At 75.2% G+C, this 15,575-nt stretch carries 10 protein-coding genes; 2 read left to right on the top strand and 8 right to left on the bottom strand.

Going from position 1 to position 15,575, the window contains the following annotated elements; all coding sequences use genetic code 11:
- Positions 1-56 precede the first annotated feature (56 nt).
- A complete protein-coding gene (locus IEY99_RS08050; protein WP_189201007.1) occupies positions 57-1,499 on the top strand; it encodes an amidase in 1,443 nt (480 codons plus the stop codon).
- A gap of 83 nt (positions 1,500-1,582) precedes the next feature.
- Entirely contained in the window at positions 1,583-2,605 is a 1,023-nt protein-coding gene (locus tag IEY99_RS08045) for a zinc-dependent alcohol dehydrogenase family protein (protein ID WP_189201004.1), read from the top strand.
- A gap of 23 nt (positions 2,606-2,628) precedes the next feature.
- Here IEY99_RS08045 and IEY99_RS08040 read toward each other — a convergent pair whose 3' ends face one another.
- The 8 genes from IEY99_RS08040 to IEY99_RS08005 form a co-directional block, all read right to left on the bottom strand.
- Positions 2,629-4,524 carry a methyl-accepting chemotaxis protein gene (locus IEY99_RS08040; RefSeq protein ID WP_189201003.1) on the bottom strand — a complete coding sequence of 632 codons (1,896 nt, stop codon included), beginning with the start codon at positions 4,522-4,524 and terminating at the stop codon, positions 2,629-2,631.
- Between the two features lie 110 nt (positions 4,525-4,634).
- Complete coding sequence (locus IEY99_RS08035; protein ID WP_229798477.1) at positions 4,635-6,740, bottom strand: (Fe-S)-binding protein; 2,106 nt, start codon at positions 6,738-6,740, stop codon at positions 4,635-4,637.
- Positions 6,741-6,792: 52 nt separating this feature from the next.
- Positions 6,793-7,767 (bottom strand): electron transfer flavoprotein subunit alpha/FixB family protein, encoded by a 975-nt coding sequence (locus tag IEY99_RS08030; protein WP_189200999.1) that lies wholly within the window; start codon positions 7,765-7,767, stop codon positions 6,793-6,795.
- A 26-nt stretch (positions 7,768-7,793) separates the two neighbouring features.
- A complete protein-coding gene (locus IEY99_RS08025; protein WP_189200997.1) occupies positions 7,794-8,570 on the bottom strand; it encodes an electron transfer flavoprotein subunit beta/FixA family protein in 777 nt (258 codons plus the stop codon).
- Between the two features lie 78 nt (positions 8,571-8,648).
- Entirely contained in the window at positions 8,649-10,472 is a 1,824-nt protein-coding gene (locus IEY99_RS08020) for a GMC family oxidoreductase (RefSeq protein ID WP_189200995.1), read from the bottom strand.
- Positions 10,465-11,853 carry a tocopherol cyclase family protein gene (locus tag IEY99_RS08015; RefSeq protein ID WP_229798319.1) on the bottom strand — a complete coding sequence of 463 codons (1,389 nt, stop codon included), beginning with the start codon at positions 11,851-11,853 and terminating at the stop codon, positions 10,465-10,467. The genes IEY99_RS08020 and IEY99_RS08015 overlap by 8 nt, the downstream gene beginning before the upstream one ends.
- Positions 11,816-12,580, bottom strand: a complete 765-nt coding sequence (locus IEY99_RS08010; RefSeq protein WP_229798317.1) for a FadR/GntR family transcriptional regulator — start codon at positions 12,578-12,580, stop codon at positions 11,816-11,818. Before IEY99_RS08010 ends, IEY99_RS08015 begins: the two co-directional genes overlap by 38 nt.
- A 53-nt stretch (positions 12,581-12,633) precedes the next feature.
- Positions 12,634-15,513 (bottom strand): galactose oxidase family protein, encoded by a 2,880-nt coding sequence (locus tag IEY99_RS08005; RefSeq protein ID WP_229798315.1) that lies wholly within the window; start codon positions 15,511-15,513, stop codon positions 12,634-12,636.
- Positions 15,514-15,575 lie beyond the last annotated feature (62 nt).

Genomic DNA, 15,575 nt, shown 5'->3' with positions numbered 1-15,575 from the left:
CCCTTCGTTACCTATCGTTTCGTTTCGATCCACCGCGACGACGACAGGGGGCAACCATGACCCGGACGGTTCCCGACGGCCTCACCGCCCAGGCGCACGCTCTCGCCGAGGGCGAGGTCACGTCGCGGTCGCTCGTCGAGCGGGCGCTGCGGCGCATCGAGGCGGCCCAGCCGACCCTCAACGCCTTCCGCCGGGTACGCGCCGAGGCGGCGCTCGCCGAGGCGGACGCGGCCGACCGCCGGCTGGCCGCGGGCGAACGGCTGCCGCTGCTCGGCGTTCCGGTGGCCGTCAAGGACGACATCGACGTGGCCGGGGACCCGACCGCGTTCGGCTGTGCCGGTGAGTTCCCGCCCCAGCAGACCGACGCCGAGGCGGTACGCCGGCTACGCGCCGCCGGCGCCGTCATCGTGGGCAAGACCAACACCTGTGAGCTGGGGCAGTGGCCGTTCACCGAGGGACCCGCCTTCGGCGCCACCCGCAACCCGTGGGCGCCGGAGCGTACCCCCGGGGGCTCCTCCGGCGGTGCGGCGGCCGCGGTCGCCGCCGGCCTGGTGGCGGCGGCCCTCGGTTCGGACGGCGCGGGCTCGGTGCGCATCCCGGCCGCCTGGACCCACCTGGTCGGCATCAAGCCGCAGCGCGGGCGCGTGTCCACCTGGCCGCACCCCGAGGCCTTCCACGGCCTCACCGGCTACGGGCCGCTGGCCCGTACGGTCGCCGACGCGGCGCTGCTGCTCGACGCGGCCGCCGGCAGCCACGCCGGCGACCTGCACCGCCCGCCGCCCGTGCGGGTCCTGCCGGCGGTGCGGCGCGATCCGGGCCGCCTGCGCATCGCGTTGTCGTTCCGCAGCGCCTTTGCGGGCGGCATCTCCCGGCCGGTGGACCCGGAGGTGCGCCGGGCCGTCACCGACCTGGCGGCGACCCTGGCCCGGCTGGGTCACGACGTCGTCGAGGAGGATCCCCGCTACGGGCTGATCGGGCTGGCCTTCGTCCCGCGCGCGGCGGCCGGCGTCCGGGACTGGACCCGGCGGGTGCCGGACCGGGCGGTGCTGGATCCCCGGACCCGGCACACCGCGCGGCAGGGGCGGCTGCTGGGCGGCGCCGCGCTGCGCCTGTCCTGGGCCGCCGACGCCCGCCTGCGCCACCGGATCGGGGCCGTCTTCACCCGGTGCGACGTGGTGCTCACGCCGACCACGGCCGTCCCGCCCCCGAAGATCGGCGCCTGGGCCGGGCTGTCCGGATGGGGCACGGACCGGGCGATGATCGCCGCGTGCCCGTACGCCTGGCCGTGGAACGTCCTCGGCTGGCCGGGGGTGAACGTGCCGGCCGGCTTCACCCCGGACGGGCTGCCGGTCGGCGCCCAGCTGCTCGGTCCCGCGCACAGCGAGCCGCTGCTGGTGTCGCTCGCCGCTCAGCTGGAGGACGACCAGCGGTGGGCGCGGCACTGGCCGGCCGGCGCGGCCGGCGGCCGGGACGAGCTGATCGGCGAGGTCGCCGAATAGCCGCTCTCGAGTGGTTTCTTGCCGCCGCAGTGGGTAGGCAGTCCTGATCTCTTCCGCCGTTGCCCCAGCAAGGAGCCCTTCTCATGCGTGTTGCCGTGATGACCGCGCCCGGCGAGGTCCGGGTCGAGGATCGCGCCGAGCCGGTGATCGCCGAGCCCACGGACGCGATCGTCCGGCTCTCCGCGACGTGCATCTGCGGATCCGACCTGTGGCCCTACCGCGGCATCGAGGCGCTCCGCAAGCCGCGGCCGATGGGCCACGAGTACGCCGGCATCGTCGAGGAGGTCGGCTCGGCGGTGACGACGGTCCGGCCCGGCCAGTTCGTGGTGGGCTCGTTCTTCGCCTCCGACAACACCTGCGAGATCTGCCGGGCCGGCTACCAGACGCACTGCGTGAACCGGCAGCCGGCGGCCCCCGACGGTGCCCAGGCCGAGCGGGTCCGGATCACGCTGGCCGACGGCACCCTGGTTCCCCTGCCGGAGGTCCCGCCGGACGACCTGGTGCCCTCGTTCCTGGCCGCCTCCGACGTGCTGGGCACCGGCTGGTTCGGCGCGGTGGCCGCCGAGGCCGGTCCGGGCAAGACCGTCGCCGTGGTGGGCGACGGCGCGGTGGGGCTGCTGGGCGTGCTGGCGGCCCGGGAGCTCGGCGCGGAGCGCATCATCGCGATGAGCCGCCACGCCGACCGGCAGAAGCTCGCCGACGAGTTCGGGGCCACCGACATCGTCACCGAACGCGGCGACGAGGGCGTGGCCCGGATCAAGGACCTCACCGGCGGGCTCGGCGCGCACTCGGTCATCGAGGCCGTCGGCACCCAGGAGTCGATGCTGCAGGCGATCCGTTCCACCCGCGCCGGTGGGCACGTCGGGTTCGTCGGCGTGGCCCACGAGGTCACGCTGCCGGGCATGGAGCTGTTCTTCTCCGGGGTGCACCTGCACGGCGGGCCGGCGCCGGTCCGCCGGTTCCTGCCCGACCTGCTGGACCGGATCGTGAGCGGCCGGATCGATCCCGGCCGGGTGTTCGACCTGGAGCTTCCGCTCGACGAGGCCGCCGAGGGCTACCGGGCGATGGACGAGCGCCGGGCGATCAAGGTGCTCCTGCGCCCCTAGTCCCGGCGGCGCCGCCGCTCCCGTCAGGTCGTGAAGCCGGCGACGATGCCGCGGAGCCGTTCCGCGGTGTGCGCGAGCTCGCCGGCCGAACGGGCCGTCGATTCCGCGCCGGTCGTGGTCCGGTTCGCCTCCTGGGTGACGGAGCCGATGCCCGCGGCGATCCGCTCGGCCCCGGCCGCCACCTCGCTGATCCCGTGGGTCATCTCCGACGTGGTGGCCGACTGCTCCTCGACGGCGGCGGCGATGGTGGACTGGATCTCGTTGACCCGGGTGATGATGTCGCTGATCTGCTGGATCGCGGTAGCGGCGTCCCGGGCATCGGTCTGGATGGCGTCGACCCGGGTCGCGATGTCCTGGGTGGCCTTCGCGGTCTCCTGCGCCAGGTCCTTGACCTCGCCCGCGACGACGGCGAAGCCCTTGCCGGCCTCGCCCGCGCGGGCCGCCTCGATGGTGGCGTTGAGGGCGAGCAGATTGGTCTGTGCCGCGATTGCGGTGATGACCTTCAGCACCTCGCCGATCTGGGCCGAGCTGGTGCCGAGCCGGCCGATCGTCTGCTCGGTGTCGCGCGCCGCCCCGACCGCCTCGGTGGCCACCGCCGCGGCCTGGCTCGCGCCCTGCGAGATCTCCCCGATCGACGCGGACATCTCCTCGGCCCCGGCGGACACCGCGGTGAGGTGCTGCGAGACGGCGTCGGCGACCGTGCCGGCCTGCCCCGCCTTGGCCGCCGTCGACTCCGCGGTGGTCCGCATGTCGGCGCTGACCTGGGACAGGGTGGTGGACGTGGTGGCGACCTCGTCGGCGTCGGCGCGCAGGGCGCGTACCGCCTCGCGGACCCGGGCGAGAGCGTCGTTGAACGCGGCGCCCATCTGACCGACCTCGTCGCGGGTGTCGACGGGCACCTGCTGGGTGAGGTCGCCCTGGGCCAGGGCCCGCAGCGCGGTCACGATCCGGCGCAACGGGACCGTCGCCGACCGGTAGAACCCCACCAGGAGGTAGGCCACCAGCAGCAGGGCTCCGGCCGCCGCCGCCTCGACGACGTAGGCCTTCGTCCGGAACCCGGCGATCCTCGTCGTCAGCAGCGCGTCCAGGTGAGGTACGAGTCCTTCCGACAGCCGCACCACCGCGCTCCACGCCGCGTCCCCGGCCGCGGGCGTGACATCCGCGAGCCGCCCCGAGGCGACGGCACCGTCGACCTGGGCGAGCAGGGCGGTGAGGGCCTGCTGCTCGGCCTCGACCAGCGGGCGCACCCCGGCCAGCTCCGACCGGGCGGTCTTGGCGAGGGCGGTGGCCATCCCGGTGTCGACCGCCTCCTGGGTGCTGGCCAGCGCCCCGGCGGCCCGGGCCAGATGGAGCTGGGTGGTCCGGGCCGCGGCCTCGGCGCCCCCGGCCGCCAGGGCCGTCTCGTCGACCGCCCGGCCGGCCTGGTCGAGCAGCCCGGGCAGCCGGAAGACCAACGCGTCCATCAGGTAGTAGGAGTCCAGGTCCGGGTCCAGGGTGAGATTCGATCCGTCGGAGACGGCGACGATGAGGTCGAGCAGCGCGGCCGAGGCCTTGCTGTAGGCGTCGTAGGCGGCCTGCCCGGCCCCGGCGTTCGCGGCGGCGGCCAGCTCGGCCTTGGCCGTGGACCACGCCTGGCCGACCCCGAGCTCCGCACCGTGGGCCCGGTCCGCCGCGTCCACCTCGGCGATCGACGCGCCGACCGGGGCCTCGGCGGGATCGCCGCCGGAGACCGCCAGGTGCCGCGCCCGCACCGTGGCCGCGGTCAGCCCGAACAGCGGCCGCAGATAGGCGACACCGACGCGCTCCTTGGCGCTGAACGCGACCTGGCTGGATTGGATTCCCACGTAACCCCAGGTGACGAAGCCCAGCGGAAGCAACAGCACCACCGTCACCAGGACGATCTTGTACGCGTACCGCAACCGCCCTAGCAGCAGACTCGCCGGTGAGAACAACGCAACCGCCTGGCTCGACCTCGGGATTCGTACCTCCAGGCTAGGCGGCAGAGGGATCTTGGCGGCGCCGCTTTTCCTTATTCCGGGCTCGCGGGCGCCGCGCCGTCGCCGCGTACCGATCGCAGCAGCAGCTCGGACACGTCGGTGACCCGGGCGTCCTGCGCCGCCCTGCCCTGCTGCTTGCGGGTGGCGACCCCGTCGGTGAGCATGCTGATGCAGAACGGGCACGCCGCGGCGACCACGCTCGCCCCGGTCTCCAGCGCCTGGTCGGTGCGGGCCTCGTTGATGCGCGTCCCGAGGGGTTCCTCCATCCACATGCGGGCACCGCCCGCACCGCAGCAGAACGACGTCTCGCGGCTGCGGGCCATCTCGGCGAACCGCAGTCCCGGCACGCTGCCCAGCAGCTCGCGCGGCGGCTCGAAGACGCGGTTGTGTCGCCCCAGGTAGCAGGGGTCGTGGTAGGTGACCGCGGTGTCGACGGGGTGCGCCGGACGCAGCCGGCCGTCGGCCACGAGCCGGGAGAGCAGCTGGGTGTGGTGGACGACCTCGAAGTCGCCGCCGAGCTGGCGGTACTCGTTGCCGATCGTGTTGAAGCAGTGCGCGCAGGTCACGACGATCTTCCGCGCCCCGGCCGCGGTGAGCGTCTCCACGTTCTGCGTGGCCAGCTCCTGGAAGAGCATCTCCTGGCCGAGGCGGCGGGCGGCGTCGCCGGTGCACGTCTCGCCGCTGCCGAGCACCATGAACTCGACGCCGGCCTCGTGCAGGAGCTGGGCGACCGCGCGGGTGGTCCGCTTGGCGTTCTCGTCCAGCGCGCCCGCGCAACCCACCCAGAAGAGATATTCGACGTCGTCGGGCAGCCGGTCCTCGCCGCCGGTGCCGAACACGCGGACCTCGAAGGGGAGCCCGGCCGTCCACTCCAGCCGCGCCTTGCCGCCGCGCCCCCACGGGTCCCCGGCCCGCTCGAGGTTGCGCAGCATGAGGTTGGCCTCCTTCGGGAACTGCGACTCGATGAGCACCTGGTAGCGCCGCATGTCGACGATGTGGTCGACGTGCTCGATGTCGACCGGGCACTGCTCGACGCACGCGCCGCAGGTCACACAGGACCAGAGCACGTCGGGGTCGATGACGCCACCCTCCTGCGCCGGGGCGACGAGCGGCCGGGCCGCCTCCGCGCGGGCTTCCTCGCCCAGAGCGTCACGCTCGGCGTCGGAGGACGCGAGCAGGTACGGCGCCTTCGCCAGCGCGTGGTCGCGGAGGCCCATGATGACCAGCTTGGGGTTGAGCGGCTTGTCGGTGTGCCAGGCCGGGCACTGGGACTGGCACCGGCCGCACTCCGTGCAGGAGCCGAAGTCCAGCATGCCCTTCCAGGTGAAGTCCTCGATCGTCCCCCGGCCGATCTTGTCGTCCTCGTCCGGGTCCTCGAAGTTCACCGGCGCGCCGCCCGAGTGCACGCTCAGCAGCGGGCCCAGCGCCCGCGGGCGCCGGGAGAACAGCACGTTGAGCGGCGCGAGGCCGATGTGCAGGTGCTTGGAGTGCACGACGATCACGAGGAAGGCGAGCACGACGCCGAGCGTGGCCAGCAGAGCGGCCGTCTCGATGACCTCGTTGGCGGCGTGCCCGGCGGGCTCCAGCAGCCGGGCGACCGCCTCCGAGGCGAACGCGCCCTCGGCGAAGGGGAAGTTCCCGGTGTTGATCTGCGCGGCACGGCAGAGCAGCAGCGTCCACATCACGTTGAAGATCATGAACAGGACGAGCCACGCGGCGCCCACGTGCGAGCCGAAGAACCGGGACCGGCGCCCGTCGCGCCGCGGGCTGTGGCGCAGGCGGATCGCGGCGAAGACGACGAGCGACAGCAGCACCGCCACGATGAAGAAGTCCTCGAGGAAACCGAGCCAGGCGTGGGTGCCGATGAGCGGGATGTGGAAGTCGGGGTCGAACAGCGCGCCGTAGCCCTCCACGATGGTCGCGCCGAGGATCACGAACCCCCAGAACACCGCGAAGTGCGCGAGGCCGGGAGTGCTCCACTTCAGCAGCTTCCGCTGGCCGAACACCTCGGTGACGATCGCCCACAGGCGGGTGCCCAGGTCCCTGGTGCGTTCCGGCTCCACCGGCTGCCCGGTGCGCGCCAGCCGGACCAGGGTGCGGACCCGCCGCCCGGCCAGGAGGAACGCGGCCGCGGTCATCGTCAGGCCGAGCACCAGTCGTAGCGTCACGTCGTCTCCTCGCTGTGGCGGGTCACCGGGTGGCCTTGCGCCGGCTGATCTCGGCGAGCAGCTCGGGCACCACGCGGTGCACGTCGCCGACGACGCCGAGGTCGGCCAGCTCGAAGATGGGCGCGGCCGGGTTGCGGTCGACCGCCACGATCGTCTCCGCGTGCTGCATGGCGGCCCGGTGGCGCACCGAGCCCGAGATGCCGAGCGCCAGGTACAGCCGCGGGTGGACGATCGTGCCCACCTGATCGATCTGGTCGCACCGCGGGCACCAGCCGAGCTCGGTCGCGGTGTGCGACCCGCCGGCGGTGCCGTGCAGGGCCCTGGCGAGCTCGCCGACCAGGCCGAACGACCGCTGGGAGCCCAGCCCCCGGCCGCCGGCGACGACGACGGCCGCCGTGGCCAGGCCCGGCCGCAGCTCGGCGCCGGCCGGCCGGCGGGCGATGCGGCGCACGGCGCGGACGCCGGGCGGGAAGGCGAGGTCGGCGCGCCGGACGGCCGGCTGCACCGGCGCGGCCGCCGCCTCGACGGCATCGGTGCGCACGGTGAACACCGGCACGCCGCCGGTCACCCTGGACTCCACCCGGTACGCGCCGAGCAGCGCCGACTGCACCGCGACCGGCCCGTCCGCGTCCCGGCGCAGGTCGACGACGTCACTGACCAGGCCGGAGCCCAGCCGCGCGGTCAGCCGGGCGGCGACCTCCTGGCCCAGCCGGTGGGAGGCCACGAGGACGGCGACGGGGCCCGTCCGGCGGACCAGGTGGGACAGCAGCTCGACCCGGGCGGAGGCGGGATACTCGTCGAGCTCGGGGCGGTCGGTGGCGGTGACCGTGGCGGCGCCGTACCGGCCCAGCAGCGCGACGGCGGTCGCGTCGGGCGGACCGCAGAGGACCGCCGCGGGCGGGCCGAGCCGGCGGGCGAGGGTCAGCAGCGCGCCCGCGGAGCGGCACACGGCCCCGTCGGCCGCGGTGCGATCCACGAGCACCAGCACAGGTCTCATGACACCTCTCCGGGGGTGGGCAGCGGCTACAGGAACTGGTGGAGCGCCAGGAAGTCGGCCATCCGGATGGCCGCGACCGTGGGGTCGTCGGCGAGCAGCACGGAGGTCCGGCCGGCCGGAGGGACGGGGACGGCCCGGACGACCGTGGTGGTGGCGCCGCCGTCGCTCGCGGTGCGGCCGAGGTCGTCCAGCGACCAGGTGTGGACGAGCTTGTGGTGGGCGTCCAAACTGGCCGTCAGGGTGGGCAGCAGGGGCTCGCCGCAGCGCTCGGTGACCGAGACGACGGCGGGCAGCGCGGCCGCGTACGTCTGCAGACCCGCGCCGTCGTCCCGGGCGATCTCGACCTTGTGCTCCCGCACCCGCAGGATGTCGGCGAAGCACAGCACCGGGACCCCGAGCAGCTCCGCGACCATGGCCGGCACCGCGGACATCGCGGCGTCCGACGAGGCCGAGCCGGCCAGCACGAGGTCGAAGCCGAGCCGGTCCACGACGGCGGCGAGCACCCGCGCGGTGGCGAGGGCGGGACTGCCGTGCAGCCGGTCGTCGAGCACGTGGACCCCGTCGTCGGCGCCGAGGACCAGGGCCTTGCGCAGCGCCGCGGCGGCCGCGGGCGGGCCCATCGTCACGGCGGTGATCTGCACGTCGCGCCGCCGCCGCGCGATCCGCCGGGCCTGGTCGACCGCGTACTCGTCGGCCTCGTTGAGCTGACCGGGCCGGCCGGCGCGCTCCAGCGTGTGGTCAGCCCCGAACGTCATGCCGCGCAGCGTGCACGGCACATGTTTGACCAGGACCACGATCTTCATCCGACAGCCTCCGCCCGTCCAAGAGCACGACGCTGTCGCGAGTGTACCGACAGATATTGATCAACATAGATTTTTCGGTCAACCCGGTCCGGCGGCGGCGTTGCGGCCGACGGCCAGGGCGAGTGCCATGATGCTCAGCTGCGGGTTGACCTCCGGGCAGCCGGGCAGCGCGGCGGCGTCGGCCACCCAGACGCCCCGGACACCGCGCAGCCGGCCCTGCGGGTCCACCGGCGCCCGCTGGGGATCGGCGCCCATCCGCGCGCTGCCGGTCGGGTGGAACGCCGCCAGGTGCAGCTGCCGGGTGTCGGCCGTGGCGACCGCGTCGCGCAGCTCGCCGACGCTGTGCGCGTACGGCCGGTGGCCGAGCCCGGTGAGGACGGCCTCGGCGCCGGCGGCGAACAGCAGCTCCCCGATGGCCACGATGGCCAGCCGCAACCGGTCCCCGTCGGTGCCGGCGAGCCGGTAGCGCACCATGCGGGCGCCGACCCGGCCGCTCGGCTGGTCGGCGATCATCGCTCCCACGGTGGCCAGCCGGTCCGCGGCGGCGAGCTCGGCGTGCAGCTCCCGGCCGATGCCGGGCGGGACGAACGACACCAGGCCCGGCGGGCCGGCGGTCGCCTCGATGAGGACGCCGTCGTCGTGCAGTTGCTCGACGCCGACGCTCTGCAGGACGCCTCGCCAGGCCGTCACGGGCTCGCCGAAGCGCCCGGCCAGGCTGACCGCCGGGTGCACGGCGAGCCCGCGGCCCGTCCCGGGATGCCCGCCCAGCCCGGACCTGGCCAGCAGCCGGGGCGTCTCCACCGCCCCGGCCGCCGCCACCACGAGCGGCGCGGCGATCAGCCGGCCACCGAAGCGCACGCCGACGGCGCGGCCACGGGACGTGACGATCCGCTCCACCCTGGCCCCGGTCACCACGACCGCGCCCGCGGCGCAGGCCTGCGGCAGCGCGTTGAGGTGGACGCCGTTCTTGGCGTTACGCGGGCAGCCGACGACGCACTGGCAGGAGCCGGCGCAGCCGGGAGCGTTGCGGCGCATCGGCGCGGCCTTCCAGCCCAGCGCCGCCGCGCCGGCGAGCACCAGCTCGCCGTTACGGCCCAGCCCGTCCAGTGGCTGGGGTGCCACGCGCAGGGTGCGCTCCACCTCGTCCAGCAGGGGCGCGAACCGCGCCGGGTCGGCCAGGGCGAGCCCGTGCACGTCGCGCCAGCGCCGCAGGACCCGCTCGGGCGTGCGGTAACAGGTGCCGGAGTTCACGAGCGTGGTGCCGCCGACGCCGCGCCCCTGGGGCAGCAGCACCGGCGGGTTGCCGAGCGCGAACGTCGCCCCGCCGTCGCGGTACAGGTCCACGAAGCGGTCGGCGGCCGGCCGGTCGCGGAACTCCGCCGCGGTGAACCGCCGGCCCTCCTCCAGCACCACCACCGACAGTCCCGCCCGGGCCAGCTCCCGGGCGGCCATCGCGCCGCCGGCGCCGGAGCCGATCACGACCGCGTCGGCGCGGCTGCGCCGCGGCCAGTCGCCGGCGGCGACACAGGTCAGCTCCGGCTCGGGCGCGGGCGGGGCGGCCGTCGCCGGTACCGGGTCCGCGGCCGTGCCGCCCGGCCCGCCGGCCGCCGCGGCGGCCAGCAGCAGGGGCATCTTCACCGCGTCGAGCAGCGCCCGGCCGCCGGGCCGGGCGGCGAGGGCGATGCAGACCGCCTCCCGGGTCTGCGGGTCGAGCCGGGCGAGCGACCCGCCGCTCAGCAGCCGGGCGGCCAGGTCCAGGCCGCCGCCGGCGGCGCCGAGCCCGAGCCGTACCGGCCGGGGGAAGGCGACCGCCAGCCGGGCCAGCTCGGTCGCGATCCGGCGGCCCTCGCGGGCGTCGGTGCCGAGCACGGTGGCGGCGAGGGCTCCCAGGCGATCAGTCACGCTCGCCCACCTCCGCGTGCGCGGTGCCGGTCAGCTGCCAGCGCCGCTCCTCGCGCCAGCCGTCGCGGTGGCGCCGCTCCAGCAGGATCAGGGCGTCGGCCACCTCGCAGTTGTGGCAGACCGCCGGGGCCCCGTCCGGGTCGGTGTACGGCACGGCGATGGTGCGTCCGGGCGGCATGGACACGGTCACGGAGATCCTCCGATCACCGCTGCGCCCGGTCACCGTCCACCATGGCCGGCTCAGGCGGGCGCGGAAGCGCAGCGCCGCCAGCAGCGGGTCGCCGGCCGGGAAGTCGATGCCGCCGGCGCGCAGCCGGACGAGCGGCAGGGCGGGCAGCCGGTTGAGGCCGGGCCGGGTGGAGACCGCCGCCACCACCTCGCACACGTCGCCGTCGCCGAGATCGGCGTGCAGCCAGGCCCACCGGCGGGCGTTGCCGTGGCCGTAGATGCGGGCGATGTTGCCCGGCGCGTCGGTGAGGGTCAGCTCGCGATCGGCGATCCGGACCGTCCCGGTGAACCGGCCGGTCGGCACCGGGAGGATCTGGGCGGCCGGCAGCAGCTCGCGGTGCCAGGCCCAGCGGGGGAAGGTGAACAGCGGCGCGCCGGCGGCGGTCACCCGCAACTGCCAGCTCAGGTCGCCGGCCGCGCCGGTCAGCTCGCGCGCGGTGGCCGTGATCCCGGCGGCGTCGTACCCGTCGGCCGGGCGCTCGGCGGGCCAGGGGGCCGGGCCGTAGCGGTGCCAGACCGGCGCCGCGTCGCGCGGGAAGACTGCGGCCCAGCCGTGCGCCCGGGCGGGGGAGCCGTCGGCCGGGGCCACCAGCTCGTGGTGCAGCCAGATGCCGGTGCCGGTCTCCGGGTCGGTGACGGTGGCGTACCAGACCTCCAGCCGCCCGGGCTGCCCCCGCCACCGCGAGGGCAGCAGCCGGTCCGGCGCGACGGCGTCCGCCGCCGCCGGCCAGGGCCGGCGCTCCCGGCGCAGCCGCATGCTGGCCAGGAACGGCAGGAGCTCGCGGCGCAGGTCGAACACCAGCCGGGCCTGGCCCACCACGGTCCCCCCGGCGTCCAGCAGCCGGGCATCGAGCCGGGTCATGCTGGCCAGCGGGCGGCGTACGGTCACCGCCTTGGCGCCGTCGAGCCACAGCCGCCGCCCGTCGCGCGCGGTGAAGGCGAGCCGGTAACCGATCCGGCCGCCCCGCAGCGGCGCGATCTCCATGGTGCCGGCCGCCGCGGGATCGTCGGCGAACCCGGTCACCTGGACCCGGCCGGTCGCCTCGGCCTTCAGGTCGGCAAGGGGATGCAATGCGCCCGGCGCGGTGAACCGCAAGGTCAGCCGGAGGGGCCGCTCAGCGGTCTCCCCGCGCAGCCGCACCGTCCCCGTCATCACTTCTCGCATCGTCGTGAACACCGTCGCCTCCCAGCATGAGTCGTTCGGTGGAGAGGTAGTAAGCGTCGGCGGCGGGGTACGCCGCCGCCGGGTCCCCGGAGTGGACCGCCTCGACCAGCGGGGTGATCCGCCGGGCGGCCGCGCCGGCGTCGGCGAACGGGGCGGCGAAGAGCTCCCGTACGTCGTCGTAGGCCCGCAGCAGCGAGTTGACGAGCAGCTCGTACACCCGGTTGCCGGAGGCGACGGCCAGGGCGCGGTGGACCTCGGCCTCGGCCCGCTGAGCCGGCCCGGGAGCCGGCGCGGCGGCGATCTCGTCGCGGAGCCGGAGCAGCCGCTCCCGGTCCGCCTCGCCGGCGTGCCGGGCGGCCCGGGCCGCGATCAGCGCGCCGATCTCGCGGCGCACGGCGAACACCTCCGCCAGCCAGCTCGGCCCGTCCAGCGAGACCAGGAACGGCAGCAGGTCCGGGCCCGCGGTGCGGCGGAAGTCGCGCACCCGGGTGCCGATCCCGTGCCGGGTCTCCAGCAGGCCCGCCTCCACGAGGCGGACCAGCGCGTGCTTGAGCGACGTACGGGTCACCCCGTAGCCCGCGGCCAGTTCCCGCTCGGGTGGCAGCAGGGTGCCCGGGGCGTACCGCTCGGCGAGCACGTCGGCACGCAGCCGCTCGACCAGTTCGTCGACGAGGGAGCTGCGGGCGACGGGAGAGTGGATCAGTGGATCAGCCACTGGCCCACAGTGTCAGACGCGGGCATGCCCGTCAATGGGTGCCGCCCGGCGGATCATCCGATGCGGATGGTCCTCGCGACGCTGGGGACGCCGCGCGCGTCCATGGCGAAGAGCATCCAGTAGCCGGGCAGCGCGACACCCCGGTCGGCCGGGACGGTGAGCCGGTAGCCGCCCGTCACCGCCGCCGGCGTCAGGGCGATGCGGCGCTGGTCCGTGTTCACGCTGTGCGTCGCCGTACCCATCCGGACGAGGGCGAACGAGGACACCGCCCGGTCGGTCGCCACCGTGATCGACGCGCCGTTGCCGGCCGTGGGCGGGGCCGCCGTGACGACCGGCCGCGGCGCCGCGGTGCCGTCGGGATTCAGCAGGTTCGGCGGGGTGAAGATCTCGCCGTCGAAGTGGTTGGTGGCGCAGCTGCCGCAGAGCCCGCCGCCGCCGGTGAACACCCGCGCGTCCGGCATCAGGATCGCCACGCTGTGGTACGTCCGCGGTACCGCCGCCGGGGCCAGGGTGGTGAACGACCCGGTGGCCGGGTCCCACATCTCGGCGCCGAGCACCGCGGTGTTGTCCGAGAACGGCACCGGGAAGTTCTGCCCGCCGAGGACCACCACCTTGCCGTCCGGCAGGACGACGCTGTTGGCGAACGAGCGCGCGTGCGCCATCGAGCCCGTCCGGCGGGCGGTCACCGTGGTACCGGAGATGCTCAACGTGTACGCGCTCGTGCTGGCGTCGACGTTCTCGTACGACGTCGCGCCGCCGACCGTGAGGATCTTGCCGGCGTCGTACATCACCGCGTTGCCGTTCATGGCGTCCCCGTCGTCGGCCCGGTTGCCGGCCGGTGTGGTGCCTCCGGTGCCCGCCGTCGAGTACCAGTTCATCGCCCGGCTCGGCCCGGCCTGCAGCACCGTGCCGCCGCTCCACGCGAACAACCAGGCGTGGTTGTCCTTGCGGTAGTCGCCGTTCGGGTTGGCGTCCGCGGTCAGCATCGGTTCCACCCGGGCGTCCGGCAGGGCGGTCCAGCCGGTCGTCGTCGAGTACACCTCGCCGGCCTTGTGCGGGGTGCCGCCGGTGCCGCCGATCCCGCCGCTCCAGGACCCGCCGATGGTGAAGACGCGGCCGTCGGAGAGCGTGGTGCTCGACTGGTAACCCCGGGCGGTGGTCATCGCCGGGCCGGTCGTCCACGCGTCGTCGCCCGGGTCGTAGATGCTCGTCTTGGCACTGTCGTTGCCGCCGGTGACCACGATGCGCCCGTCCGGCAGCACCGAGATCCCGGGACAGAACATGTCGTGGCCGGTCTCGGTGACGGTCCGCGGGGTCACCACGCCGGTCGCCGGGTCGTAGGTGGCGGTCACGGTGCGCCCGCGGCCGCCCACGAAAGCATCCGGCGCGTACGCCGACCAGGTGAGAAGCTTGCCGTCGGGCAGCTGGGCGGCCGCCACGGGCACGAGCGGGAAGCCGACCGGCGTGCTCCACCTGCCGCCCGCCGCCGGCACCGATCCGCTCGGTCCCAGCAGGGCGAGCTCGGCGGCGCTGCTCCAGGGTCCGCGGTTGCCCGCCTCGGACTCGGCCGTCAGCCGCACGTACCGCGCGGTCGCCGGCGGGAACACCACGGTCTGGAGTGCGGGGTCGTCCGCGAAGGCGCCGCCGGTCACCCGGGCGCTCCACGCCGTACCGTCGGCGCTGGTCTCGATCTTGTAGCGGCCGATCCGGCCGTTCGCCGACGGGGCCGGCCGCGGCAGATAGGTGAGACCACCCACGCGTACGGCGGCCTTCAGGTCGACGGTCAGCGAGTGCGGCAACGGTACGGGCGCGGCGCCGCTCCAGGCCGAGTGCCAGATCGTGGCGGCGTTGCCGTCCAGGACGTTGACCGCCGCGCCGTTCTCCCGGGCGGTCTCCTGGTCGGAGGCGGTCACCGTCCAGCCGGTGCGGGCCAGGGTGGGGTCGGCCCGCCCGAGCAGGTTGATCTCGGCGGCACTGGTCCACGGCCCGCGGCTGCCCGCCTCGGTCAGCGCGGTGAGGCGGACGTAGCGCGCGATCCGCGGCGCGAAGGTGACGGTCTGCGCGGTGCCGGTGTCGGCGAAGCGGCCGGTCGCCGCCGCGGCGCCCCACGTCGCCCCGTCCGTGCTGGTCTGCACCCGGTACTGGCCGATGGTGCCGTTGCGGCTCCCGCCCTGCCGGGGCAGGTAGCTCAGCCCGGAGACCAGGTGGGACGCCTTGGTGTCCACGGTGATCCAGTGCGGTAGCGGCGGGACCGGCGCGGTGCTCCACGCCGTGTGCCAGATCGTCGCCGTGTCGCCGTCGAGCACGTTGGCGGCCGCCCCGTTCTCGGCCGCGGTCTCCTGGCTGTCCGCCGACACCGACCATCCGGTACGCGCCAGCGCCGGATCGGTGCCACCGAGCAGGTGGATCTCCGCCGCCGCCGACCACGAGCCCCGGCCGCCCGCCTCGCTGAGCGCGGTGAGGCGCACGAACCGCGTCAGCACGGTCGCGAAGGCCGCGGACTCGACCGCCTCGTCGTCGGCGAACGTCCCGCTCGCCACGTCGGTGTACGCGGTGCCGTCGGCGCTGACCGAGATCCGGTAGCGGCCGATCCGGCCGTTCGCCGAGTCGGACGGCGGCAGGTAGGTCAGGCCGCCGACCGCCACCACGTTGCCGGTGTCGATGGTGAGGGTGTGCGGGAGCGCGGTCGCCGCCGTACGCCAGGTCGTCGCCGGATCGCCGTCGATCGCGTTACCGGCGCCCGTCCCGCTCGGCGAGCTGTCCGCGGTGACCGTCCACCCGGCACGCGGCAGCGGCGCGGGCGCGGCGACCGCGACCGGCACCATCCGCGGCATGATGTGCGCGGCGTGCGGATCGCGCGCCGCCGCGGCCTGTCCATCGTGGTGGGTGGCGACCACCACCGCGCCGGTGCAAGCGCACATGATCAGGCTCACCGCGCTCCGCGACCACCGTCTCGCGTCCATTGCGCCCCCCGGGGAGTCCCGCCAGATGCGGT

Source organism: Couchioplanes azureus (assembly GCF_014648355.1).
In the GTDB taxonomy this organism is placed as follows: Bacteria; Actinomycetota; Actinomycetes; order Mycobacteriales; family Micromonosporaceae; genus Actinoplanes; species Actinoplanes azureus.
This window is presented reverse-complemented; position numbering and strand designations above follow the sequence as displayed.